This is a genomic window from Moraxella sp. ZY200743 (genome assembly GCF_050885545.1).
Lineage (GTDB): Bacteria > Pseudomonadota > Gammaproteobacteria > Pseudomonadales > Moraxellaceae > Moraxella > Moraxella haemolytica.
Window position 1 is genome coordinate 717070 of the sequence record NZ_CP091313.1, and the last position, 24809, is coordinate 741878.

Consider the following 24809-nt stretch of genomic DNA (forward strand, 5'->3'; position numbering starts at 1 on the left):
ACAATAGTAGAAATTAAGGAAGGTCGTTAGACCCGTTTTGGGGTATTTTTACTAATTTTTAGCGGATTTTGATTAAAATTTAAACAAATTTCACTCATTTTTACCCCAAAAACTCAAAATTTACAGCAGGAAGACTAAGGTTTGTAAGTTTTTAAATAACATTACAGTACTAATAAATCCTGTGTGCGATGAACAGCATTGCCATAACGCAACACTTCTCGTTCTGTAAACCTAAATATTATAACACTGTCTGCTCCACAAAACAAGGGTTCAAACTCGTGTTTGATTCTTTGGGTAACAATATTTAAAATACGCTCGCTATTTTGGATTTCGTACACTGAATATTGCAAACGGTCGCCATATTCCATCAAAAACTTAGCAAATTTCGTTCGCACCTTATTGTTACTGATATCATAACTGACAATAATCATCAAATCTCCTTATCTTCAAATAAATCAAAACTTGGAAAATCATAATCTTGCTTTTCGTCATTGATTTTCATAAACAAGCGATAATAATCACGAATATAAATAAAAATTGCCTGTTTATGAGTGATGATTGCATTCATTAATATGGCATGATATTCTCGGCTGTGCTGGGTTTTTAAATGGTATTGCAGTTTATTTTGGCCAAAATGTTCTGCCTTAAATTGACCCAAATTAAAAGATATTAAAACTTGCCTATCAATAATACAGCGAAATGGCTCTACAAAATCACATACCAGTGATTTTCTTTTAAACCATAATTGGTGCAATACCCCTTGATAAACATCAAAACCAAACAATCTTAAATTACATTCAATATAATTAAAAAGTAGCGTATAACCCATATCCAAAACCACATTAACAGGATCTAGTTTTAATCTAGGTTTTCTGCCTTGCCACTTAAAATGTTTTGCTTGCATAAAATGATATTTAAAAAACAACTTTGCTGAATTACCCTCAATACCCATTAAAAAATCCAATCGGTCAGCGGTTAAGCAGCGTTCTTGATACTGTTTGAGTTCGTTGATTGCCGTTTTTAGTTCATCGCTTTTTTGACGCAGATTCTTTAATAAAACAATGTGTCCATGAATCTTGCTAAATACAAGCTGATTGGCAAGCGTTTGTTTTAATTTGGCAGTCATGAAATATTGCTTTTGGCGTAATAAGAAATTCGCTTCTGCTGCATGACTGATAAACATCATCGGTCGCAAGCGTTCGTTTAATAAAATGAGGGCTATGTTGTATTTTTGGCAGTAATCAATCGTAACACTTGTTAAGGTTAGATGACCAATGCTGACGATTGCGAGCACTTTATTTTTAGATAATCGTGTTAACACTTCACCATTGTCATCTTTAATGACGATATTGCCTTGTGAAATAACCAGATGTTTTAGTTCGGTATTGGTTAATAAAATTACTTGTCGATATTTTAGATCAGCTTGATTGAGCATCTGTCATCCCTGAAGTCATTTTAATGATAACGAAGTTTGGTCGCATAAAGCAGCATAAATACAATATTGGCATTTGTTTGGATTGATATTACTCAAAATGATACTGGGTTCATAATGACGAATCTTATTTAAATATGCTTTGAACCATTGTGTTGTCTCATCATTAGGTAGAGCAAGTGGATAATGCTTATTGTCATCTTTAGAATAAAATCCTAAATAATCCACCTTAAATCCCATTTCTATCAAGCAAAAATATTGTGCATAAAGTTGTAATTTATAACCATCATAAATGGTTTTAATCTTTTTCTTGCGTTCAATGAGTTTTTTACTTTGGGTAAAATATTGGTCAATTTTCCCCATTAAACCATACTCTTCTGAATACACAAATATGCCTGTTAAAATATCTTTTTTGGTGCTATAACTGCCGTTATCCACCGTTTCATGGGCTTGTTTGCCAGCGACTTGCGGTGTATCATGATACTGCTCTTCATCTAATCCTTGATAAACATTGTGCAGATAAATAGAATAAGGACAAAAAACAAAGTCGTTTAACTGACTGATATTTAATACATTATGTTCCATAATATCATTTAATTATCCATAAAAATTAGGCTCAATTTTTAAAATTGAGCCTAAAAACTATCTAATGGGTTTGAACAAATTTAAGCCATTCTTGATTGCTAATAGCCAGTTTCAATGAATCCAAATCATCACTTGCTTTAATTTGATTTAATACCCACAAGCCTTTTTTGGCAATATGATACGCACCATTGGCGTCAGCATCATTTGGTAAGCGGTTGTCAGCCTTGCGACTATCAAAAAACTCACCGTTTTTATTTGCTACAGGCGATAAAATAAAATCATCGCCTGTATTGGCGTTGCTATATCGCATAGATACCAGTACTTTTAGATAATAATAAAGACTGCTATACAGATTTTTACTATTATTATTGCAAATCGCATCAATTAAATCATTGCCAGTTTGATAATTGATTTGATGTTTATTAAATAATGCTTTTAGACAATCATTGATATTGATTTTGTCTATAGTTTTTTTGGTATTATTATAAGCATAACGCACATCGCCATGTGAACAAATCACCCAATGGGTTTTTGAGCCATTTGCTTTATCGGTAAAGTTATTATAATCCAATGCAAACTCAAAATAATCTTTGCTAGCGTTATAATAAATGCCATCAAAATTCTTAAAAAATGCTTTGGCTTTGTCTGTATTTTCATAGTTTAGTGGCAATAAATTAACAAAACCTGTAGTAGGGTCAATCTTACTGGTATTCCAAGCAGGCACATAAAACAAAAATCCTGTCTGCTTACCAATATCTTTAATATCTTCAAATTTATTGGTTAATTGCAGTGCATTTCTAATACCGCCTAATTCATTTGGTGGGTTATCTTTTGATACCAAGTAATTGAGTTTTTTAATAAGTGCATTTTCAAAGTTTTGATACACTTGCTTTTCAACCTTAAACCGTCCACGCTTAAAGCCAAAATTCAAATCTTCCAACACAACAATGGCATTGTATTTAAGCATCAGCTGGCTGATATAATGCACCACTTGACTTAAATAACCTTGCTTAATTTCTTTGATATTTTCAATCTCTCCCCAGTTTACACGAGCCTCCAAACGCTCTTTTTCTTTGTTATCCAAAAGAGCATGATAATTGACTGTTAATTTAATGCCGTTATGACCAGTATTAACAATCTCATTTAAAGACTTTTGTTCAACAATTTCACCTTGGCTATTGATGACACTGACATATAATAAATGGCGTTCACCACGGTCAATGCCAATGATATGGATATCTTCGTTACTATTTTTAAGTGTTTGATTGACATTTTTATTAAATTCTTTAAAGCCAGTGCCATGAACACCAAAATTCATCGTAATGGGAATATGTAATAAGAACTTATCCTCCGTATAGCGTTTATCTTTGATGATTGTGTGGGTGGCAATTTTATCCTGATTGGGGTTGTTGGGGTTTTTCATCGTCAGTTTTTCATAAGCAGGGTGCTTTGCCACATCATCAATATTTAATGATGCCTTGCGATAAAAAATCTCCGCTTCGCCATTTAGTTTATAAATCACATTTTGTAGATTTTCTGGGCTAAATAATTCCTTAAAATACAAAGTATGCAAATTCTTATTGCCGTAAGATTTTGCAGAAAAATCTTTATTGTAAATTTGGAATAGGTAGAGTTTTCCTTGTTCTACCAAGTTATCAATATAACTGCTGTCAATATCGGTAAAGAAAACTTTATACCCTTGTGGTTCAACTTCCTTATAAAAATCACTTAAATCTTGATAATTGCTGGTGTCAGAAAATTGAAAGCCAAACTCTCGCCATTCTGAGTGCTTATTGATGCTAGTTTTAAAGAAGTCGATCAGGCGATGACAATCAGATAGATTGAACAGTTCACCTTTTTTGTGTGTACCTTTTTCGTATTTCTCCAAAATGTCCTTAGAGGGCGAATAATAATCAATATTGCTTTTTGCGAAAAATACTTTTGGCAACATCTTGTTTGGACCGGGTAATAGTTTATAAACCATTTTTTGATAAACATCTTGGCTTGTGGCAACTGGGGCTTGGTCAAAGACTTGTTTATGTGATTTATCCAAAATCGCTAGATAATAGTTATCATTTTTTTGTAAAATAATGCCAAAGTTATCCTTTTCTTTATTTAAGTCCCAACCATTGAGTAAGGTGGCGTTATCAAAATTGAGTTTGTATTTTTCTGCAGTAAAGGCTTTTTGTGAAATATAATCACGCACTTTGTTATAAAGTGAGCTAAAATGCTTCAAATCATCATGCAAGGGCGTAAACTCACCATAAAATGTCTTATCCTCATTTAATCTGGTGTCGCTACCGATGGCTAATGGCTTAATAAAATGCACCAAAGCCATCACGCTATCTAAAAATAACTTTAAATTGACAATGTCATGAGATTTTTTGTGTTTATAAAAGTTACGCTCACCAGTAGGATATTCTTTTTCCAAAAATCCTTTGATGGTGCTAAATTTATTGTCAATGTTTTTGATTAAGGACAATTTTTGAGCATCAGCATTGATGGAGCATTGTGATAGATAATCTACTATGCTTACAAACGCAACATCCTCTTGTTTTTGACAATATTGACCTAATGCCTGCTCCAAAGTGGCAATGCTATGCTCGGATTTGATAAATGTTTCTCGTTCTTTATTGAGTTTATTTTTGGCATTATCCGTTTTGGCTTTGGTAAGTTTGTTGTTAAATTCGGTATTGATGGTGTTGGCATAATAATCAGATAATGCCTGATTAATGATATTAAAATTGCCATATAAAATGTGTGAAATATGCGTTAATTGACCATGATGGATGTATATACCATTTGGGTCGTAATCTTTAATATGATTTAATATGGTGTCAATTTTATTAAAATCATCGTGATAAGTACGATAAAAGTCATTAATTGCACTACAAACTTCGTTATCATCTCCAAACCTTGTTGGTAAAAAGGATAGGCTTTGTTTGTCGCTCAATAATTGTTTGTGCAGGGGTTTTAGTTTGGCAACTTTACATTTATTTTGTTGATTATATAGATTGATAAACTCATTAATACCCTGTAATTTTGTGCCATTATCCAAAACTTTACCACCCAATAACGCATTGTAAGCACTAATACCAGATTGGGATAATAGATGATTATAAAACTCAATATTCAATAAATCATCAATACCAAATTCATCAAAATAATCAGTAATTTGATTGTTGATATCAAAAAGCTGTTGATACAGTTTTGGGTGACTATTTTTGATATGATGCAAAATCTGAATATTATCCACAAATCTGGGTAGGTTTTCGTGAATTAAGCGATAAGCAATGGCGGTGTGTTTGGCTTCGTGGCTATATAGGTTTTTTCGGTTTTCATAAAAGCCACTAAAATAAGTACTAAAACCGATAAACTGCTCGATGAGTGCAATTTTTGGCGATTCTTCACCTTCTTTTTGAATGACCCACTTTGTCAAATCGCCTTGCTCTTTTTTACTACCGAACAATTCTTTGGCAAACAAACCTTTGAACCAGGCTTTGGTGGTATTGTCTTTTTCAAACTGCTTGACAATTTGTTTGCGTAATTGCTCTTGTGATTTTTCTAAATCTTTATGTAATTTGTCGTCTTTTTTACTGTTTTTTAGTGCCAGATAAGTATGCTGAAAATCAGACAGCTGTGCTAGATGAGTGTCTGTTAACGCCAACTCAATAAAATCACGATGATAGTCATCTAAAATCGGTTTTATTTTTTGATAACTTTCGGCAAGTGTAGCGTCTTGCTCCAAAAAGTTTTTGGCTTTGATGTGTTCAAGTGTTTTACCAATAGGCTTTAATTCAAAACGCAAGGTTTTGGAAAGAGGGTATTGGCGGGTGAAATTGGTGAATAGCATATGAATTCCTTTTATGTATTGAAGGGGTTGGATCAATCTTGGTGTTTGGCACGGATAATTTTATTATAGTGCGAATTTGATGCCATATCAACTAGTCTGTGTGTAACCACATCTGTTTTATGAGTGTGTTTTTAATACTTGAATAAACTGTCTGTACTCAAAAAGATGAGTGGTTAGTAGTATAAAAAAATCGGACCTAGTTGTCCGATTTTTTATTCTAAGAGTTACTCTTGATGGGTGGGTATGGGCTTTGAAAAACCTTTGGTCAACCATAAAAGATAGACAAATCCCAATAAGCCCCAAGATAGCCCAGCGTATAGCGAGGTGTTTTCGACATTAAGCCACATAATAAAGATGGTGATAAAGCCAAGCGTTGGCACGATGAGATTTAAAAAGACTTGTTTGGGACTGTGCAATCTGCGGTTTTTGAGAGCGTATTCAAAAATGACAGACAGATTGACAAAACTAAATGCCGTCAGTGCCCCAAAGCTGATCAAATGTACCACAAAATCCAAATCCACAAAACCACCCATTAATGCCACCAAACCTGCAATTAAGATATTAAAGACAGGTGTGCGTAATTTTGGATGAATATAACCAAAGACACGGCGACTAATCACACCATCACGACCCATCACATACATCAATCGTGAGACGCCTGCATGAGCTGAAATACCTGAGGCGACAACGGTTATGATGCCAAAAGTCAAGACAATGGATTGAAACAGCGAACCACCCACGAGCAATAAAATTTCGGGCTGAGTCTCGTCAATTTGGGTGAAGTATGTACTTGGATTGCCTGAAAAATAAAGCTGAATGAAGTAAGTACTGACGATAAAAATAAGACCCGTGATGAGCGAGGTTAAAAAAATCGCTTTTGGTAGTTTGTTTTTTGCATCTTTGGTTTCTTCAGCCAGTGTGGATAGAGAGTCAAAACCTGTAAAAGAAAAACACAAGATGGTTGCCCCAGCGATGAGTGGCATAATCTCGGTGGTGGCATTAAAAAATGGTGTCAAACTCCATAACTGGTAAGCATGAGCGGCGTCAATCACGCCATCGGCATTTAGCCCTTGGCTAAGTTTGGTATAGACTAGGTAGGTAAAAAAGGCAATGATGAGCAATTGACCTGTAACAATCCAACTATTAAAGTACGCTACGATTTTTGCTCCAAGTAGATTGACGATTGTCATGATGGAGGTGAATGCCACCACCCAAAACCAAGTGTTTACCTCAGGAAATAACGCACTAAAATAAATGACTGCTAATACGATATTGACCATTGGCATAAGCAGGTAATCTAGCCAGCTAGACCAGCCAACCATGAAGCCTACCGTAGGGTGAATCGCTTTTTGGGCGTAAGTATATGCAGAGCCTGATGATGGGTAGGCACGAATCATCTGTCCATAACTGAGCGAGGTTAGCAAAATGGCAATGAGTGCTAAGACATAGGACATGGGTGTGTGCTGATGACTGGCTTTTGAAACCATACCGAAAGTATCAAAAAGAGTGGTGGGTTGAATGTATGATAGACCGATGATGATGACATGCCAAATGCCTAAATTGCGACTTAAAGTTACAGGCTTGGTAACAGTAGAGGTGGAGATGGGTGTATTCAAAGGAAATCCTCCAAAAATTGCCGATCAGTCGCTAATATGGTGCAATCTGACCTAAGGAAAAAAGACACGATTGAGTGTGAACAATTTTTAAAGAGTAAGACAACAAGTCTGTTTTTTTAGGCGAGACGGGTTTTTAGTGGGATACTCCAGTGGTTTTTTTGAGAATGATGGTGTGAGTCAGTGATTCTCAAGTGGATTGATGGCTTTGGCCAAGAATTTGGCAGATTATAAGGCAAAACCACCAAATTGTCATTAAAAATTTGGGGTAATATACATGAAAAAAAATAACAAGTTTAGCTATCGTACTTATACGGATATATCAGTCTAACAGGCAATATCAAGCACGGATTTTAATTTATGATTTATCCTAAGTCTGCCCATTTATCTTTATCTTTAAACATACATTCATCAAATACGACACATGAACCACATTTTGGGCTTCTTGCCATGCAAGTGTATCGTCCATGCAATATGAGATAGTGGTGAGCATCCACAAGAAATCGATTCGGAATGCGTTTCATTAGGGCTTTTTCTACAGCAAGTACAGTTTTGCCTGTGGCAAGCCCTGTGCGATTACCCACTCGGAAGATGTGCGTATCAACTGCCATGACAGGCTGACCAAAGGCGGTGTTTAAGACGACATTGGCTGTTTTTCTACCAACCCCTGCCAACGCTTCAAGTTCAGCTCTGGTATGTGGTACTTGTCCATCATGCTTATTGATTAGGTCTTGACAGGTTTTGATGATATTGGCGGCTTTGGAGTTGTATAATCCGATGCTATTGATATACGATTTTAAACCGTCTAGCCCTAATTGCAGTATCGCCTGCGGAGTGTTGGCGACCGGAAATAGTTTGCCTGTGGCGATATTGACGCCTTTATCGGTTGACTGGGCTGAGAGCATGACGGCGATGAGTAGCTCAAATTCGTTGCTATAATTAAGCTCGGTAACTGGCTCTTTGATGTGTTCAGAGAGTTTTTGAAAAAATGCCAAGCGTTTTTCTTCATTCATCGGACGAGATGCAGGCGTATCAGCAGTTTTAGCGATGGATAATTTGTCTTTTTGTGAGCCAGATTTTGCTTGGCTGATGGCTTTGGAAGTGGGTTTCTTTGTGGGTTTGGTTGTCATGGCGATATGCTAGATAAAAAGATTATTATAACATGGCTTATCTTAGTGTGAAAATAGGCACATCTGCCATCATCAACGCAAAGATTGCAAGAAAATCCTTGAAATTTGCTTGGATATCCAGTAATTTGATGGTTGATTAGTCAATGTGTGAATGGGCATAATATCATGATTTATCTACATCATCAGATTTTAGTCAATGGCGTAAACAACCAAGGCATCAGGCAGACGATGCCATCAAAAGCAGACTTGCGTCAATCTCGCCATCAGATATTAAGCCAGTTTTGTGGTCGGCATGGATTGCCTACGCCCAATTATGACAAACAAATAAATGGTAAGCCGATTATTACTAATAATCATTTGGTATTTAATCAGTCGCACCATGATACTGCCTATGTACTAGCGTGGTCGTTGAGTGTTGCTGAGCTTGGCGTGGATGTTGAGAGTGTGTGCCGTCAGGCTAATTTTGAGCAGTTGGCAAGACGGTATTTTCATGCTGATGAATATCGGTATTGGCAAGAGAATGACTGTGATGTGCGACTATGGTTTCGGCTCTGGACGATTAAAGAAGCAGTGATAAAAGCAAATGGCATAGGTATCCGCCTAGCCTTAAGAGAACTAAATGCTAAATTTATCAATAGGCATCAAGGCGAGATTTTTCATGATAAGATGGGTTGTTATCGTTTTGAATGTATTGACATGGGCGATGATGTCATTACCATAGCTTATACTGGCGATGTTTGGCAGGCGTGGACATTAAAATAAAAAGTCTGCATGGTAATAAGAATAAAAATACCGCTCAATAGAGCGGTATTTTGTGAGTATTGCTAAGCAATATCACCCATCAATCTTCATAATTATCAATAGAAGGGCAAGAGCAAATTAAGTTCTTATCGCCATAGACATCGTCCACACGACCAACGGTTGGCCAGAACTTGTGAGCCTTGACATATGGCAATGGGAATGCTCCCACTTCACGGCTATATGGTCTGTCCCAATCGCCTACGATGACATCTTGGGTGTGTGGTGCATTGATCAACGGATTGTTATCGGCTGTCCAACCATCAGCACCTGCTTTCACTTTTAAGGCTTCTTGCTTGATTTGCTTTAATGCACTAATAAAGCGGTCAAGCTCATCTTTGCTCTCAGATTCGGTTGGCTCAATCATCAGTGTGCCTGCCACAGGAAAGCTCATGGTTGGTGCATGAAAACCATAATCCATCAAACGCTTGGCGATATCGGTTTCGGTGATGCCAGTCTCTGCTTTTAATGGGCGAATATCAATAATGCACTCGTGTGCCACCCGTCCATTTTTGCCTGTATAAAGTACGGGGTAGTCATCTTTGAGGCTCTGGGCGATATAGTTGGCGTTCAATAGGGCTTGCTTGGTGGCAGCAAGCAGTCCATCACGCCCCATCATTGTGATATACATCCATGAAATAGGAAGGATGCTTGCCGAGCCATAAGGGGCAGCTGACACAGCCGATTGACCATTTTGGGCGTTAAACACAGGGTTTATGCTGTGACTTGGGATAAATGGTGCAAGGTGTGATTTTAGCCCAATCGGTCCCATGCCAGGACCGCCACCGCCGTGCGGAATACAAAAGGTCTTGTGTAGATTCATGTGTAGCACATCAGCACCGACATCAGCAGGACGCATGAGTGCCACTTGGGCGTTCATATTAGCACCGTCCATGTACACTTGACCGCCATGCTGATGAATCAAGTCGCAGATATCACGAATACCTTCTTCAAATACACCGTGTGTGGACGGATAGGTAATCATTAATGCCCCTAGCTTATCGCTATGTTGTTCGCATTTGGCGACCAAGTCATCAAAGTCCACATTGCCATTATCATCGGTTGCAACCACGACCACTTGCATGCCCATCATTTGGGCAGTAGCAGGGTTGGTTCCGTGTGCTGAACGGGGAATTAGGCAGATATTACGGTCGTTTTGACCCAAGCTTTGGTGGTAACGGCGAATCGCCAAAAGTCCTGCATACTCGCCAGACGCCCCAGAATTGGGCTGCATTGAAATTTCATCAAAGCCGGTAATCGCCTTTAACTGTATTTGCAGGCTATCAATCATCGCCACATAGCCTTTGGTGTCGTCCTGTGGGGCGAATGGGTGAACATTGGCAAATTCATTCCAAGTAATCGGCAACATCTCGCTAGTAGCATTTAATTTCATTGTACAAGAACCAAGAGAAATCATTGAGCGGTTCATTGCCAAGTCTTTATCTTCTAGTGATTTTAAATAACGCAGCATCTGATGTTCAGTGTGATAGCTGTTAAAGGTTGGGTGTGTGAGAATGTCATCTGTGCGGTTTAATGCACCAAGCACATTTTCTACCTTATCAAGATTACCAGTTACCCCAAAAATCTCACATAATTCAGCAAATTCTGCTTCATCGGTCAACTCATGAAAAGATACACCTACTAGATCATCTTTATGAAAAAGATTGTAGCCTTTTGATTTTGCTGTTTTGACAAGCTCGCTTGCTTTGTCAGTTTTGATGATGATGGTATCAAAAAACACATCGCTAACAGGCGTAAATTGGCTTTTAACCGCATTATAAAATGCCACTGCCAACGCATGAATACAACTGGCGATACGCTGCAAACCTGTCGCTCCGTGATACACAGCATACATACCTGCTAGATTGGCAAGTAGCACTTGGCTTGTGCAGATGTTTGAGTTGGCTTTTTCACGGCGGATATGCTGTTCACGAGTTTGTAGTGCCATGCGTAGGGCGGTGTTGCCTTGTGCATCTTTTGATACGCCAATAATACGACCAGGGGCAGAGCGTTTGTCTTTGTCTTTAAAGGCAAAATAGGCAGCGTGTGGACCACCAAAGCCCATCGGAATGCCAAAACGCTGAGTACTACCTAGAGCAATATCAGCTCCCATATCAGCAGGTGATTTGAGTAGTACAAGGCTCATGATATCGGCAGCCACGATGGCGTAAGCACCGTTATCTTTGACGGTTTTGATGATGTCGGTCAAATCGGCTACATCACCGTCTTTGCCAACATATTGGAAGTACGCTCCAAAAAAATCGCCCGTCTTAGCAACTTCAAAATCGCCAACCACCACCTCAAAGCCAAAATATTTGGCACGAGTATTGATGACATCAAGTGTTTGTGGATAAGTGCGTGCATCTACAAAAAATTGCTTTGATTTGGACTTGCTACAACGATTCGCCATAGCCATTGCCTCAGCGGCAGCTGTGGCTTCATCAAGCAAACTTGCCCCTGCCAAATCCATACCTGTTAAGTCAATACATACTTGCTGGAAGTTTAATAAAGCCTCTAGGCGACCTTGAGCGATTTCGGCTTGATAGGGGGTGTAGGCAGTGTACCAACCAGGATTTTCTAGTACATTTCTTTGAATAACCGCAGGCAAGCGAGTAGGTGAGTAGCCCTGACCGATGTAGCTTTTGGCAACCACAATGTCGTCTGCCATTGCACGAAGTTTGGCAAGGGCGTTGTGTTCACTCATTGCCACTGGCAAATCAAGAGCTTTACCTAAACGCACCGATTGTGGCACAACAGAGTCCACAAAACTATCCAAATCACTTGCACCGACTTTGGCTAGCATTGCGTCAGTGGCGGATTTATCATTGCCCAGATGACGATGCACAAAGGCATTTTCGTAAAAAAGTTCGGAAAAGTTGTTAAAAGCCATGATATGTCCTTATTTGGTTAAGGTTGGTTAAAATTTAATTAAAAATGGTATTTAAAAATGCAATTTTTAATTAAATTTATTATCAATGTAATAAGGTGGTAAGTATGGTTAATTAAATCTTGTGAATTGTAATTTCAATCATGCTATGCACCAATTTTGGGTGTGAAAACAGTAAATACACATATTTGCAAGCTGTAAAGCCAATAGCGTAAGCTCAGATTGAACTTACGCTATTTTTCTTATAGACTGCTCTCGTACTCGTCTGCACTCATTAGGCTGTCATAATCGGCAGGATTGGCAGGTTTGATTTTAAAGAACCATGCTTTACCATATGGGTCTTCATTAGCAAGCTCTGGGCTGTCCACAAGCTCATCGTTAATCTCAACGATTTCACCGCTAATAGGAGCGTAAACATCACTTGCCGCTTTAACAGATTCAACAACGGCAATCTCTTCGTCAGCCGAGACGGTGCGACCAACTTCTGGTAATTCTACAAATACCACATCGCCAAGCAAATCTTGGGCGTGGTCGGTAATGCCAACAGTGATGATACCGTCATCTTCAAGTTTTAGCCATTCGTGACTGGCAACATATTTTAAATCACTTGGGGTATTGCTCATAAAAGCTCTCCTAGTTAAGGTTAAAAAATTATAATAGGGTGATTGGTTGCTTATTTTTCACATTTTCCTGTAGCATCATTATAGTGTCCACCATAATCTAGGCAAGTATCTTTAGCACCACAACCCGCTAATAGCAAAGCTGTTGCCATAATACATATTTTCACACTCAGGCCTTTTTTAAAAAGATTACCCGTTGCTTGCACAGACTTTGCTAGCGTCATCTCTTGGATTGCTTTTGGGCATAACCTTTTGTGGCTGGCTGTATATCTTGATTTGTTTGGAATATGACTCATGAAAACTCCTAATTAGGTGTTGCTATTTAATGAATAAGCGATGTTGATGACATCATAATCATTAAGAATGTTAAGTATTAAACCACATAGATAATCATTTTCTATCATATTCTGTGCTTGACAAACTTATATTAGCAATGCCATCATTTTTTATTGTTTAGAGATGCAATCAATCAAACTGTTTTTTGCCATTTCTAACAAAGGGTAGTTTTAATACTCGTACGCCAAACTCTTTGCCACGCATGATAATTTTGGCGTGCGTGCCATCAAAATCAGCAGGTACACGAGCGATGGCGATGGATTGATTGAGACTTGGGCTAAATACGCCACTGGTGGTAATGCCTTCACCTTTATCGGTAATGACGGTCATTCCTGAACGCATGACGCCTTTTTCTTCTAGTAATAAGCCCACTTGTTTGGCTTTTACACCATCGGCTTTTAGTTTGACTAGTGCTGTTTTGCCAATAAAATCACGGTTTTCGTCTTTTAAATCCACCGTCCACGCCATGCCTGCTTCCAGTGGGCTGACTTCATCGGTCATATCATTACCGTATAGATTCATGCCTGCTTCCATACGCAAAGTGTCTCTTGCCCCAAGTCCACATGGAGCAACGCCAGCTTTTACTAGGTCATTAAAAAACTCTACCGATTGATCAGCAGGCATGATAATCTCAACGCCGTCTTCGCCTGTATAACCTGTACGAGCGACAAACCAATCACCACCCAAATCCACCCCAACGAATGGTTTTAGAGCGGTTACTTTATCCGCCCATTCAGGCTTGGTGGCAACTAATTTTTCTATTGCTTTTGGGCCTTGCACGGCAAGCATTGCCAGTTCGTAGCGGGGGGTGATGGTAACGCCAAATTCAGCACCCACCTTATTAAAGTGTGCCGAATCTTTTTCACGAGTAGCACCATTAGATACAATGCGATAGGTGGTTTCGTCCTCGCTTGTGCGATAGACAATTAAGTCATCAATCACGCCACCTTGTTCGTTTAGCATGCCTGAATACAAGGCCTTGCCAACAAAGGAAAGTTTGGCAACATCATTGGTAATTAATTTTTGAAAAAATGCTTTTGCGTTGTCGCCTGCTACATCGGTAACCAACATATGCGAGACATCAAACATGCCCGCATCTGTTCGTACAGCGTTGTGTTCTTCGATTTGAGAGCCATAATTGACGGGCAATTCCCAACCACCAAAATCCACTAATTTGCCATTGTGGGCGGTGTGGGCATGAAATAGGGGGGTGCGTTGTAGAGACATCTGTATTTCCTTAAAAAGTGCCTGAAAAATAATCATTTAAAAAATCATTGTTTCAAAATCATTGCGTTAAATTTAGATTACACCATAGCAAGAGCATTGATTTACCCATCGTGAAGCTAATATTTTAACTATTTTAAGCACCCCATCTGTCCTGTTACCTGAGATTTTCAATCATCAAACCAATGATATTGATTCATTGAGATTTAAAGATTTTCTTCCCTTCGGTAGGTACTAATTCCTATGTACCATTCTCCAGATTTTTTTGATAAAGCTGTGATTTATCTAAATTTTTCAGTCCATTTACCTGAGCGATTATGGGAGTGGTTTACGCCTTCGGTGTTGGTTTTAAATTGATCAAAAATATGGCTTGATCAAATAACAGTTAAAACCAATCTCTCCTGAAAAATTACGCCCTTATTATGAAAAATAATGCTACAATTTACAAGAGAAATTTTTAAATTTTACAAAATAAATGCCAATTATTGAGAAATTTTAAGTTGATAAGAGGAGATGATATGCATTGTGATGTGTATAAATTTGCAAAAAATGAAGATTGGTATGTTTATATCGCCCGACCAGATTATCCCAATGACACCGATGAGCTAAGAGATTGGCTAGGTATTTTACCATCTGAAATTCGCCAAAAATTAGGACTTGGTTCGTTTGTCATGCATTTAGATTTAAATGCTCGTGATAAGTTGGCAAGGGTGGATATTTGTGAGGTTAAAGCAAAACTTGCCGAACAGGGCTATTATGTCCAACCGCCACCTGCGGACATTTTGGCGGCACAAGCCATGGCTAAAGCTAAGGCATTGCAAGATAAGCAATATGATTAAATCAGACTACCGACAAACCTTATAATGATTGACAAGACTATTGGTCGTTTGGTGTTTTATCATTCTTAGCGAATTAACCCAATAAATTTTAGTAGCATTGCTAGATGTGTGCTAAAATACATCAATCTTAGTAAAATTAGATACATTATGGAATGGATTAAAAATCTACCCTTAGATGCCATCAGTGAGAGGTTGGCAGGCTTGATAGTTTGGTGGTCGAATCTGGTCTCGGATATTCCCGATCAGCAGTTGCCATTGATGGTCTATATCGGTGCTTCTATATTGGTGCTGCTACTTTGGCTTGTGGTTGTGCGTATTTTACCGATTTCAGTGCGTGGGGTTAGTTGGGTATTTGTAGCGGCGGTATTATTTGCACCAAGTGCCGCCACTGGAGATTCTGGGGCGATTGCACCTGCTGTCATCAGATTATTCCACTCTTTGCTCATGAAAGATTTTGCTGGTATTGTTGGTGATTGCCTGCCGATTTTGGCGACATTTGCGGCATTTTTGGTTATTGGATCGATTTGGCAGATGTTGCGTAGTGTGATTGAGGGCAATACCGCCAAAGCAGAGGAATTTGCCCATATCCAAGAGCAAAAACGCCAGTTGCAAGAGCATCATCTTTAACTTTTTATTTTTGTTATAATAGTGATTGTTGGCTTGAATTCTAAAAAAATCTGTGTATAATATACCGCTTGTGATTTTACCTAATTTCACATCTCCTTGCTACCATCATCAGATGGTGGCTGTTTTAATCCGTAGGGAGTCCTTATGAGACATTATGAAGTGGTGCTACTGGTACACCCAGACCAAAGCAACCAAGTTGCCGATATGGTAACTAAATACCGTTCTATTGTAGAAGAAAATGGCGGTGCTAACCACCGTTTAGAAGACTGGGGTCGCCGTCAATTGGCATACCCAATCAACAAAATTCACAAAGCACACTATGTACTTTTGAACATCGAATGTAACGAAGCAACCCTAGCTCAGCTAGAAGAGCTATTCAGATACAATGATGCAATCATTCGTAGCCTGGTTATCCGTCGTGAAAGTGCGATTACTGAGCAATCTCCTTTGGCAAAAGAAGCTGAAGATAAACGCACCCGCAAAGCCAACCGCCGTAACGATGTTCGCACTCAAGAAGTTGAGAGCGAAGCTGACAGCGAATAATTTTAAGGAGATAACTCATGGCACGTTTCTATCGTCGTCGCAAATTCTGCCGTTTTACCGCTGAAGGCATTAGCCACATTGATTACAAAGATGTAGAACTTCTAAAGCAATACATCAGCGAAAATGGCAAAATCGTCCCTAGCCGTATCACTGGTACTTCTAATAAATATCAACGCCAATTGGCTGTTGCTATTAAACAAGCTCGCTATTTGGCTCTATTGCCATACACCGACAACCACAAGTAATTAACGGAGAGAAATCATGCAAGTTATTCTATTACAGCGTGTCGTTAATCTTGGTAAACTTGGCGAGACTGTTGATGTAAAAGCTGGTTACGGTCGTAACTATCTAATTCCACAAGGCAAGGCTTTGCCTGCAAACGAAGCAAACATTGCTAAGTTTGAAGCTCGTCGTGCTGAGCTAGAGGCACAAGAAGCCAAAGAGCTACAGGAAGCTCAAAAGCGTGCTGATGCACTTGCCGATGTTAATGTCATCATGCGTGCTAAATCTGGTGATGAAGGCAAGCTATTTGGTTCTATTGGTACTCGTGATATCGCAGATGCACTAACCAAATCAGGTCTAGAAGTTGACCGTGTTGAAGTAAAACTACCTGAAGGTCCATTCCGTCAAGTAGGTGAGTACAAAGTTACTATCCAGCTTCACCACGATATTTCTGCTGAAATCTTGGTAACCATTTTATCTGAAGATGCACCAGTTGCTGATGAAGATGATGAATAATTATTTTTCTAAATAATTATCTAAAAAAGAGCCTTTTATGGGCTCTTTTTTAATGTTTAAACCACACTGAGTAAGCTGATGATATTTTGTTGAAAGTAAGTTTTTGGTAGTGGATTTGTGATGGTCTGTATGGCGAGATATTGTAAATACCTAAAGGTCGGTTAAGTATAAATACTCATTGAGGACTGTTGTGATTGGGCTTGGTATTTAGGGACTTAAAAAACCGCAATTAATTTTAATCTGCGGTTTTTTATTGATGGTGTGCCTAGGTCAGTGGTGTATTTTTTGTAAGAATTGACGAACTCTTGGGTGTGTTGAATGATAAAAAAGCTGTTCTGGTGTGCCTTCTTCTACCACAATGCCGTCATCCATTAAAACAACTTTATCCGCCACATCACGAGCAAAATTGATTTCATGCGTTACCACAACCATGGTCCAGCCGTCATTGGCAAGCTGTTTCATGGTGGCAAGCACATCTTGCACAAGCTCTGGGTCAAGTGCTGATGTTGGCTCATCAAACAGCAGTAATTCAGGCTTAATTGCTAAAGCTCGTGCAATGCCCACTCGCTGTTGTTGCCCACCTGATAATTGATAAGGGTATAAATCCATCTTATCAGCCAAACCCACCTGAGTTAGTAGCTGCTTAGCTTCATCAATGACCTGTGCCTTGGGGCGATTTTGGGCAATTATGGGGGCAAGTGTTAAGTTTTCTAAAGCGGTTTTATGGGGAAATAAATTGTAGGATTGAAAAACCATGCCGGATTTGCGTTGCAGTTTTAGGCGAATGTCTTTTTTGATGGGTTTTGCAAAATTGATAGTAAGTGAGTCATCATCAAAGTGCATTGTGCCGCCATCAGGCATTTCAAGCCCATTTAAACAGCGTAAAAATGTGGTTTTGCCAGAGCCTGATGGTCCTAAGATAACCACTACTTGACCTTTATCAATGGTTAGGTCAATGCCTTTTAGGATATGATTTTCTCCAAAGGTTTTTTGGATATTTTTTATAGTAATCATAATAAAATCAATTATTTAGCAATATGTTTGTCAAAATGCACTTCAAGGCGTGATTGTAATAAACTTAAAATAAAGCAAATTACCCAATAAATAATTGCCGCTTCAATATATACAAGCATAAACTCATAAGTGCGTGCAGCGACATTTTGGGCTTCTTTGAATAGTTCGGTTACCAATACCAAAGATGCCAATGATGTCTCTTTAACTAAACTAATAAAGGTATTAGAGAGTGGCGGTATGGATACACGAAAGGCTTGGGGTAAAATGATGTAACGAAAAGTCTGTGCATAGGTGAGACCAACTGTCGTGCCTGCTTCCCATTGACCTTTAGGGATTGATAAAATAGCTGCTCGCACTGTCTCGGACGCATACGCACCAACATTGAGCGAAAATGCGATAATCGCTGTTGGGAACGGATCAAGTTTTATGCCGATGGCAGGCAGACCATAAAAAATAATAAACAACTGCACAAGCATGGGCGTGCCACGAATGGCAGAGACATAAGTTCTTGCAATAAAATAAAGTGCGTTATGCCATGCATTAGTGCGTGGCACAATGCGAATTATTGCAACCGCTAGGGCAATAATAAGTCCAAGAGTAAAGGAAATTATGGCAAGTGGGATAGAATAGATAAATGCACCTTTTAGCATGGGTAAAAAGGCGTCAATGACAATCTCGGCACGAGTGTCTGTCATAAAAGGCAGTTGGCTTAATAAAGATTGCATGGCATATATACATAAAGAAATAGAATAAAAGACCAAAACCACCAAAACGGTGGTTTTGAAAAAAGGCACTTGCTTTATTTTTGGCTAATGTCCGCCCCAAAAAACTCATTGGAAAGTTTGGTTAGAGTGCCATCTGCCTGTAAGGCTTTGGTTGCCTCGTTGAATTTTTCAACCGAAGCGGTCTCATCCTTACGGAAAATTACACCTGCCCCTCGTTTTTCGCTGTCATCGGCAGACAGTTTGATTTCAAGATCGCTATCAGATTTGGTTTTTAAGTAATCAAGCACCGCCAGATGGTCGTTGATGGTCATATCAGCACGACCTGTTTTGACCAGCTCTACTGCCTGAGCAAGTCCGTCTACGGCGACAATTTGAGCACCGTATTTTTGTGCCATCTCGCTATAATTGCTGGTTAAAGATTGGGCGGATTTTTTGCCTTTAATTTCTTCCCATGAGCCAAAATGAATGTTTTTTGGTGCAACCAATACGGCATTTGACCAACTGTATGGCTCGGATTTGTTATATTTGGCTTGGCGTTCTGGAGTGGTAAGGCTTACTTGATTGGCAACGACATCAAAACGACCTGCGTCCAGTCCTGATAGCATTCCGTCCCATTGGGTTTCTTTAAATTCTACCTTCATGCCAAGTTTGTCAGCGATGGCTCGCACCACTTCCACATCATAGCCTGTCAGCTTTCCTGTTTCGTCATGATAGGTAAAAGGAGGGTAGGTGCCTTCTGTACCTACCACCAAAACGCCACCGTTTGCTATACGCTTGTACAGATCGGTTTCATCTGCTAGAGTGGTGGTATCAGTAGTTTGGTTGGTTGCTTCTTTTGTCTGTGGCTGACTTTGATTACCGCAGGCAGCAAGCATGGTTGCAACCATCAAAAAGGGTAGGGTTTTTAATAAAGTCATGTTGATATTCCGTTTTAAATTATCTTATTTATTATATAGTAATTTTTTAGGTTTAGATATGATTTTTTGGAATATACAAAATCCTTAAATGCATGAATGTTCTTTATTAAAGAGGCGAAGGTTAGGCTCTGCAATAAAAATCAAGGCGATAAAGAATTTGATATATCCAATATGCTTATGGCAATATGAAAAAATCCAAATAACAAATCCGAACTACAAATACCTGTAAGAGTGGGGATTTAATCCGAGGTAATTATTAGGCCTTTTTCCAGACTACCCCCAACTTAAAATTATAAATAGCAGAAAAAGATTTACTCTTAATATAAATCTTTTTCTGTGATTACAATAATGACATGATAAGATTTTAAAACGCTTGTGTTTTTCAAGGATATACTCAATCAGTTGCTCGCTTGAATGGTAATTGATGGTTTGCTTTTTATTTAATTGCTTTACAAACAGTACTTTTGGTAATACCAAAGTCTTGGGCTATGTGAAATTGACTGTGGTATTCTTTGTAGTATTTTAAGGTTATCATTATCAAGGTAAAAAAACCAGCGGTGCTTGGGTAGATGTCGTGTAATACATGGCGTTATTCAGCTTTTTCAAAGCTTAAGGCTGCTGAATTGATGCAATATCTTAGACCTGTTGTGTCCTGAGGACCGTCTGGGAATACATGCCCTAAATGACCACCACAATGATGACAGTTAATCTCAATGCGTCTCATGCCATGCGACAAATCAAGTGTTTCATCTAAGGCATTACTACTAATGCTTCTGTCAAAACTTGGCCAGCCGCAACCTGAATGAAATTTATGCTCACTGCTAAATAGCTTGGCATGACAGCCTTGACAATGATAAACGCCTTTATCTTCTAAATCAGTATAAATGCCTGTGAATGCACGCTCAGTACCTTTTTGTCTTAAAACATAGTACGCTTGCGGACTTAGGCGTTCTTGCCAGTCTGATTCGCTCATTTGACGAATGTCATCTTGGGTTAGTTGTTCCGTCATAATCACTCCTTATAAATCATACGGGCTTGCTAGATTGTATTTTTCAGATATAGATGGGCATGATGGCACAAAATACAAGTATTGAATGGGTTTGGGCGTTATATTTTTAATAAAAAAGACAATGTGCAAGTAAATCTTGCAATTTTTAAAAATCTTATTGATTTATGTGAAATTTTAAGTAAATTTTAAGTCAAAAAGAAAGAAAATACTTGCAAAAATCATCAAAATGACTTTAAATAGGTTGGATATTTGATTATTATTTAGAGTTTTTTAAAAATGCAAGTTGGCATCTCATGACAAACCCAAATCTTATTGAAAATCATCAAAAAATGCAAGGCGAAAGATTAAAGCGACTTCGTAAGCAGATGGGTTTATCTGCCCAACAGCTCGCCCACAGACTAAGCGAGAGCGGTACGCCGGTTAGTCGTGGGGCAATTGCTAATTGGGAGTGTGGCAAAAACGGTATTGCCAGTAGCAAACTTGCTTCTTTAGCCAGTATCTTAAATACCACAGAAAGCTTTTTATTGACAGGTCGCACGCAGATGGATGAAGACGCCCAATCTGACGACGATCAAATCCATCATCAACACTTTTCATCACAGGTGATGACCATGAATACAGCAAACACGCCTTTAAAAAAATCTGCTAAACTTGCCAATGTGTGCTACGACATTCGTGGCGAGCTACTACAAACAGCCAACCGCATGGAGGCGGAAGGGCATCGCATCATTAAACTAAACATTGGCAATCCTGAGCCTTTTGGTTTGTTGCCACCTGACGAGATTGTACAAGATGTGGCGATGAATCTTCACAATGCGTCTGGTTATTCAGATTCTAAGGGGATTTTTGCGGCACGCAAGGCGATTTTGCAGTACTATCAAGGTAAGGGGCTGTTATCTGCTACTGATGTCAATGATGTATTCATCGGTAATGGAGTGAGTGAGCTTATTGTGATGGTCATGCAGGCACTCTTAGATGATGGTGATGAAGTGCTGATTCCGATGCCAGATTATCCGTTGTGGACGGCGGCAGCAAATTTGGCAGGTGGCAAGGCGGTGCATTATCGTTGTGTTGAAGAGAATAACTGGCAACCTGATTTGGCAGATATTGAAAATAAAATCACCCCAAAAACCAAAGGCATTGTGGTAATCAATCCTAATAACCCAACAGGGGCGTTGTATTCTGATGAGATTTTGCAAGCAATTGCAGATTTGGCGGTTAAATACGGATTGGTGTTGATGGCAGATGAGATTTATGACCGTATTTTATATGATGATGCGGTGCATACACCGATGTGTACCATAACGGATAAGGCGTTGGTGCTGACTTTTAATGGTTTGTCAAAATCACATCGTATCGCAGGTTATCGCTCAGGTTGGGTGATGATTTCAGGTAAAAAAGACCATGCTGACGACTTTATTGAAGGCTTGACCATGCTTGCTAGTATGCGACTGTGTGCCAATGTGCCTGCACAGTATGCCATACAGACAGCAATGGGTGGCTATCAGTCTATGCAGGCTTTAACTGCACCATCTGGCAGATTATATAAGCAAAGGCAGTTGGCGGTTGATAGACTAAATGCCATCAAAGGCATCAGTTGCACCATGCCACAAGGGGCGTTTTACTGCTTTGCTAAGATTGACCGCAAGGTATATCCGATTGATAATGACATGAAGTTCATGATGGACTTGTTAATTCAAGAAAAAGTACTGATGGTACAAGGCACAGGCTTTAATTGGGATAAGCCAGATCATTTTCGTGTGGTTTTTTTGCCAAATCTGATTGACTTAGAAGATGCGATGGATAGGCTTGATAGATTTTTTGCCAACAAGCGTAAAGAGTTTGGTACAGAATGATGTCTTAACCGCCAACTCTTATGTGTATAAAATCTCATACATGGCTACTGCGATGGTATGGGGTGTAATGAATAACAAAAATCAACAAAGGCCTGTAGTTTTAGGCTTTTGTTGATTTTTTTGATGGATAAATTGGTCAAATCAAGAAGTTGTTAAGTGCACTAATGTAACTTAAGACTGTGATTGGTCAATGCTAATTATGCTAAAAACCCCTATCCATATGCCATTTTTGCATTTTAATTTTTGCCCTAAAATACTTAATATGGCAAGCCTGTATAAATTAAGTGTTTAAGCGATAAATTGTTGTGGTTTACGCCAAGCACTCTATCAACAACTTTCAAAGCCTACCGCCAAAGGAAAGAAGTCCATGTATCAATATTCTTATACTGACCAAAAAATCGTTGATGAGCGAGTTGAGCAGTTTCGTGATCAAACCCAGCGTTTTTTGGCAGGTGAGTTGCCAGAGGAACAGTTTTTACCACTTCGTCTGCAAAATGGACTGTATATTCAGCGTCATGCACCAATGTTGCGTATCGCCATTCCTTATGGCTTGATGGCAAGTCATCAGTTGCGTGTTTTGGCTGAGATTGCTCGTGATTACGATAAGGGCTATGCACATTTTACCACTCGCACCAACTTGCAATTAAATTGGGTGAAGCTGGAGGAAGTGCCAGATATTTTGGCAAAACTGGCAAGTCATCAGATGCACGCGATTCAGACATCAGGGAACTGTATTCGTAATACCACTACCGACCCTTATGCAGGTATTCATAGCGAGGAAGTGGTGGACCCCCGTCCTTACTGTGAAATCATTCGTCAGTGGAGTACTTTTCATCCAGAGTTTGCTTATTTGCCACGCAAATTTAAGATTGCAGTGATTGGCACTAAAGCGGACCGTGCCGCCACTCAAGTACACGATATTGGTCTGCATGTGGTCAAAAAAGATGGTCAAATAGGTTTTGAGGTCATCGTAGGCGGTGGTCTGGGTCGCACCCCTATTATCGGCAAGATGATTAATGAATTTTTGCCACGAGAGCATCTGTTAAGTTATCTTGATGCGATTTTAAGGGTGTATAATCTAGAGGGTCGTCGTGATAATAAATACAAAGCTCGTATTAAAATCTTGGTAGAGAGTTTGGGTAAAGAGGTGTTTGCCCAAAAAGTTATGGAAGAATGGCAACACCTAAAAGATGGTGATTTGACCCTGACCGATGCACATTTTGCGAAGGCAGAAAGTTATTTTACCACGCCTAATTATGAACACATTGATTCTCTTTTGGCTCAAGATCAACTGCAAACATACTTAGCTAATGATGAGTTTAGCAGATGGTATGAGCATAATACCGTTGCCCATAAGGTCGCAGGCTATCGTGCGGTGGTTATTTCATTAAAAGCGGGTATTGTCAATGGCAAATATATCCCATCGGGTGATATGACAGATGGTCAAATGTTTGCTTTAGCGGACTTGGCGGATAAATACAGTTTGGGTGAAATTCGTGCAACTCATCATCAAAACTTGGTACTGGGTGATGTTAAGATGACTGATTTATATGCTTTATGGCAAAAACTATCAGCACTTAATTTGGCTCGTGCTAATATCGGTACGCTAACAGACATGACAGTATGTCCTGGTTTTGACTATTGTGCGTTGGCAAATGCTACCACTCATAATATTGCTGCTAGCATTGAAGAAAAATTCCAAGACTTAGATTACTTATACGATTTGGGCGATATTCGTTTGAATATGTCAGGTTGTATGAATGCCTGCGCTCATCATCATGTGGGAGATATTGGTATCTTGGGTGTGGATAAAAAGGGCGAACACTGGTATCAAATCAGTTTGGGTGGTAGTTCTAGCGAAAATGCTCGTTTGGGTCAGATTCTAGGTCGTGCTGTGGCGGCTGACGAGGTGGCAGATACCATTGATACTATTGCTAAAGTTTATCAAAAGGAAAGGGTGGTTACAGGTGAGTATGTTGAGAGCTTTGCTCAGGTGGTTGAGCGTGTCGGTGTTGCACCATTTAAAGCGGCGGTTTACTCATAATTGATGGATAAGGAGAGTG

General features: G+C 39.2%; 23 protein-coding genes, 1 CRISPR repeat array and 2 riboswitches (1 of these 26 running past the window's edge). Of the genes, 8 read left to right on the forward strand and 15 right to left on the reverse strand.

Features of this window, described 5'->3' with window-relative positions:
• A CRISPR array of direct repeats spans positions 1-32; the repeat unit is 36 nt; it begins 1642 nt to the left of the window's first position.
• Between the two features lie 129 nt (positions 33-161).
• From cas2 to nth, 6 genes are all read right to left on the reverse strand, one after another.
• Positions 162-431 (reverse strand): CRISPR-associated endonuclease Cas2, encoded by a 270-nt coding sequence (cas2, locus tag L3D27_RS03435; RefSeq protein ID WP_284674246.1) that lies wholly within the window; start codon positions 429-431, stop codon positions 162-164.
• Positions 431-1435 carry a type V CRISPR-associated endonuclease Cas1 gene (gene cas1 / locus L3D27_RS03440; protein WP_432481552.1) on the reverse strand — a complete coding sequence of 335 codons (1005 nt, stop codon included), beginning with the start codon at positions 1433-1435 and terminating at the stop codon, positions 431-433. Before cas1 ends, cas2 begins: the two co-directional genes overlap by 1 nt.
• A 15-nt stretch (positions 1436-1450) precedes the next feature.
• The gene (cas4, locus tag L3D27_RS03445; protein WP_284674248.1) at positions 1451-2017 is read right to left on the reverse strand and encodes a type V CRISPR-associated protein Cas4; all 567 of its coding nucleotides are present in this window, start codon (positions 2015-2017) and stop codon (positions 1451-1453) included.
• A 61-nt stretch (positions 2018-2078) separates the two neighbouring features.
• Positions 2079-5870 (reverse strand): type V CRISPR-associated protein Cas12a/Cpf1, encoded by a 3792-nt coding sequence (cas12a, locus tag L3D27_RS03450; RefSeq protein WP_432481553.1) that lies wholly within the window; start codon positions 5868-5870, stop codon positions 2079-2081.
• Between the two features lie 224 nt (positions 5871-6094).
• Positions 6095-7474, reverse strand: coding sequence for an APC family permease (locus L3D27_RS03455; protein ID WP_432481864.1), 1380 nt, complete (start codon positions 7472-7474; stop codon positions 6095-6097).
• A 374-nt stretch (positions 7475-7848) separates the two neighbouring features.
• Positions 7849-8496, reverse strand: a complete 648-nt coding sequence (gene nth, locus L3D27_RS03460; protein WP_284674570.1) for an endonuclease III — start codon at positions 8494-8496, stop codon at positions 7849-7851.
• Between the two features lie 282 nt (positions 8497-8778).
• Between nth and L3D27_RS03465 the strand changes: the two genes are divergently transcribed.
• On the forward strand, positions 8779-9375 hold the full coding sequence (locus tag L3D27_RS03465; protein ID WP_373627518.1) for a 4'-phosphopantetheinyl transferase family protein: 597 nt from the start codon (positions 8779-8781) through the stop codon (positions 9373-9375).
• A 79-nt stretch (positions 9376-9454) separates the two neighbouring features.
• Here L3D27_RS03465 and gcvP read toward each other — a convergent pair whose 3' ends face one another.
• The 4 genes from gcvP to gcvT form a co-directional block, all read right to left on the reverse strand.
• Positions 9455-12301, reverse strand: coding sequence for an aminomethyl-transferring glycine dehydrogenase (gene gcvP / locus L3D27_RS03470; RefSeq protein WP_432481554.1), 2847 nt, complete (start codon positions 12299-12301; stop codon positions 9455-9457).
• A 239-nt stretch (positions 12302-12540) separates the two neighbouring features.
• Positions 12541-12921 (reverse strand): glycine cleavage system protein GcvH, encoded by a 381-nt coding sequence (gcvH, locus tag L3D27_RS03475; RefSeq protein WP_373627521.1) that lies wholly within the window; start codon positions 12919-12921, stop codon positions 12541-12543.
• Between the two features lie 50 nt (positions 12922-12971).
• Complete coding sequence (locus L3D27_RS03480) at positions 12972-13214, reverse strand: hypothetical protein (protein ID WP_284674253.1); 243 nt, start codon at positions 13212-13214, stop codon at positions 12972-12974.
• Between the two features lie 169 nt (positions 13215-13383).
• Positions 13384-14481: a glycine cleavage system aminomethyltransferase GcvT gene (gcvT, locus tag L3D27_RS03485; RefSeq protein WP_432481555.1), complete on the reverse strand. Its 1098-nt coding sequence runs from the start codon at positions 14479-14481 to the stop codon at positions 13384-13386.
• Between the two features lie 136 nt (positions 14482-14617).
• A riboswitch (glycine riboswitch) is annotated at positions 14618-14747 on the reverse strand.
• Between the two features lie 16 nt (positions 14748-14763).
• Positions 14764-14892: riboswitch (glycine riboswitch) on the reverse strand.
• Positions 14893-14996: 104 nt separating this feature from the next.
• Here gcvT and L3D27_RS03490 point away from each other — a divergent pair.
• From L3D27_RS03490 to rplI, 5 genes are all read left to right on the forward strand, one after another.
• A complete protein-coding gene (locus tag L3D27_RS03490; RefSeq protein ID WP_432481556.1) occupies positions 14997-15317 on the forward strand; it encodes a YcgL domain-containing protein in 321 nt (106 codons plus the stop codon).
• Between the two features lie 147 nt (positions 15318-15464).
• Positions 15465-15944 (forward strand): hypothetical protein, encoded by a 480-nt coding sequence (locus L3D27_RS03495; protein WP_432481557.1) that lies wholly within the window; start codon positions 15465-15467, stop codon positions 15942-15944.
• 144 nt (positions 15945-16088) lie between these two features.
• Positions 16089-16487 carry a 30S ribosomal protein S6 gene (gene rpsF / locus L3D27_RS03500; protein WP_284674257.1) on the forward strand — a complete coding sequence of 133 codons (399 nt, stop codon included), beginning with the start codon at positions 16089-16091 and terminating at the stop codon, positions 16485-16487.
• A 17-nt stretch (positions 16488-16504) separates the two neighbouring features.
• Positions 16505-16732 (forward strand): 30S ribosomal protein S18, encoded by a 228-nt coding sequence (rpsR, locus tag L3D27_RS03505; RefSeq protein WP_076556033.1) that lies wholly within the window; start codon positions 16505-16507, stop codon positions 16730-16732.
• 16 nt (positions 16733-16748) lie between these two features.
• Entirely contained in the window at positions 16749-17225 is a 477-nt protein-coding gene (gene rplI, locus L3D27_RS03510) for a 50S ribosomal protein L9 (protein ID WP_277809231.1), read from the forward strand.
• 270 nt (positions 17226-17495) lie between these two features.
• Here rplI and L3D27_RS03515 read toward each other — a convergent pair whose 3' ends face one another.
• The 5 genes from L3D27_RS03515 to msrB form a co-directional block, all read right to left on the reverse strand.
• On the reverse strand, positions 17496-18239 hold the full coding sequence (locus L3D27_RS03515) for an amino acid ABC transporter ATP-binding protein (RefSeq protein WP_432481558.1): 744 nt from the start codon (positions 18237-18239) through the stop codon (positions 17496-17498).
• Positions 18240-18250: 11 nt separating this feature from the next.
• Entirely contained in the window at positions 18251-18964 is a 714-nt protein-coding gene (locus tag L3D27_RS03520) for an amino acid ABC transporter permease (protein WP_432481559.1), read from the reverse strand.
• Positions 18965-19038: 74 nt separating this feature from the next.
• Positions 19039-19881, reverse strand: a complete 843-nt coding sequence (locus L3D27_RS03525) for an amino acid ABC transporter substrate-binding protein (protein ID WP_373627530.1) — start codon at positions 19879-19881, stop codon at positions 19039-19041.
• Positions 19882-20317: 436 nt separating this feature from the next.
• A complete protein-coding gene (locus L3D27_RS03530; RefSeq protein WP_373627531.1) occupies positions 20318-20416 on the reverse strand; it encodes a transposase family protein in 99 nt (32 codons plus the stop codon).
• Positions 20417-20470: 54 nt separating this feature from the next.
• Positions 20471-20890 carry a peptide-methionine (R)-S-oxide reductase MsrB gene (gene msrB / locus L3D27_RS03535; protein ID WP_432481560.1) on the reverse strand — a complete coding sequence of 140 codons (420 nt, stop codon included), beginning with the start codon at positions 20888-20890 and terminating at the stop codon, positions 20471-20473.
• Positions 20891-21183: 293 nt separating this feature from the next.
• Between msrB and L3D27_RS03540 the strand changes: the two genes are divergently transcribed.
• Positions 21184-22746: an aminotransferase class I/II-fold pyridoxal phosphate-dependent enzyme gene (locus L3D27_RS03540; RefSeq protein WP_373627532.1), complete on the forward strand. Its 1563-nt coding sequence runs from the start codon at positions 21184-21186 to the stop codon at positions 22744-22746.
• Between the two features lie 367 nt (positions 22747-23113).
• The gene (locus tag L3D27_RS03545; protein WP_432481561.1) at positions 23114-24790 is read left to right on the forward strand and encodes a nitrite/sulfite reductase; all 1677 of its coding nucleotides are present in this window, start codon (positions 23114-23116) and stop codon (positions 24788-24790) included.
• The last annotated feature ends 19 nt before the right edge of the window (positions 24791-24809 follow it).

Bases quoted from the DNA above. Each gene is read 5' to 3' on its own strand.
- cas2 (WP_284674246.1), bottom strand. From the start codon at position 431: ATGATTATTGTCAGTTATGATATCAGTAACAATAAGGTGCGAACGAAA.
- cas1 (WP_432481552.1), bottom strand. From the start codon at position 1,435: ATGCTCAATCAAGCTGATCTAAAATATCGACAAGTAATTTTATTAACC.
- cas4 (WP_284674248.1), bottom strand. From the start codon at position 2,017: ATGGAACATAATGTATTAAATATCAGTCAGTTAAACGACTTTGTTTTT.
- cas12a (WP_432481553.1), bottom strand. From the start codon at position 5,870: ATGCTATTCACCAATTTCACCCGCCAATACCCTCTTTCCAAAACCTTG.
- nth (WP_284674570.1), bottom strand. From the start codon at position 8,496: ATGAATGAAGAAAAACGCTTGGCATTTTTTCAAAAACTCTCTGAACAC.
- L3D27_RS03465 (WP_373627518.1), top strand. From the start codon at position 8,779: ATGATTTATCTACATCATCAGATTTTAGTCAATGGCGTAAACAACCAA.
- gcvP (WP_432481554.1), bottom strand. From the start codon at position 12,301: ATGGCTTTTAACAACTTTTCCGAACTTTTTTACGAAAATGCCTTTGTG.
- gcvH (WP_373627521.1), bottom strand. From the start codon at position 12,921: ATGAGCAATACCCCAAGTGATTTAAAATATGTTGCCAGTCACGAATGG.
- L3D27_RS03480 (WP_284674253.1), bottom strand. From the start codon at position 13,214: ATGAGTCATATTCCAAACAAATCAAGATATACAGCCAGCCACAAAAGG.
- gcvT (WP_432481555.1), bottom strand. From the start codon at position 14,481: ATGTCTCTACAACGCACCCCCCTATTTCATGCCCACACCGCCCACAAT.
- L3D27_RS03490 (WP_432481556.1), top strand. From the start codon at position 14,997: ATGCATTGTGATGTGTATAAATTTGCAAAAAATGAAGATTGGTATGTT.
- L3D27_RS03495 (WP_432481557.1), top strand. From the start codon at position 15,465: ATGGAATGGATTAAAAATCTACCCTTAGATGCCATCAGTGAGAGGTTG.
- rpsF (WP_284674257.1), top strand. From the start codon at position 16,089: ATGAGACATTATGAAGTGGTGCTACTGGTACACCCAGACCAAAGCAAC.
- rpsR (WP_076556033.1), top strand. From the start codon at position 16,505: ATGGCACGTTTCTATCGTCGTCGCAAATTCTGCCGTTTTACCGCTGAA.
- rplI (WP_277809231.1), top strand. From the start codon at position 16,749: ATGCAAGTTATTCTATTACAGCGTGTCGTTAATCTTGGTAAACTTGGC.
- L3D27_RS03515 (WP_432481558.1), bottom strand. From the start codon at position 18,239: ATGATTACTATAAAAAATATCCAAAAAACCTTTGGAGAAAATCATATC.
- L3D27_RS03520 (WP_432481559.1), bottom strand. From the start codon at position 18,964: ATGCAATCTTTATTAAGCCAACTGCCTTTTATGACAGACACTCGTGCC.
- L3D27_RS03525 (WP_373627530.1), bottom strand. From the start codon at position 19,881: ATGACTTTATTAAAAACCCTACCCTTTTTGATGGTTGCAACCATGCTT.
- L3D27_RS03530 (WP_373627531.1), bottom strand. From the start codon at position 20,416: ATGATAACCTTAAAATACTACAAAGAATACCACAGTCAATTTCACATA.
- msrB (WP_432481560.1), bottom strand. From the start codon at position 20,890: ATGACGGAACAACTAACCCAAGATGACATTCGTCAAATGAGCGAATCA.
- L3D27_RS03540 (WP_373627532.1), top strand. From the start codon at position 21,184: ATGACAAACCCAAATCTTATTGAAAATCATCAAAAAATGCAAGGCGAA.
- L3D27_RS03545 (WP_432481561.1), top strand. From the start codon at position 23,114: ATGTATCAATATTCTTATACTGACCAAAAAATCGTTGATGAGCGAGTT.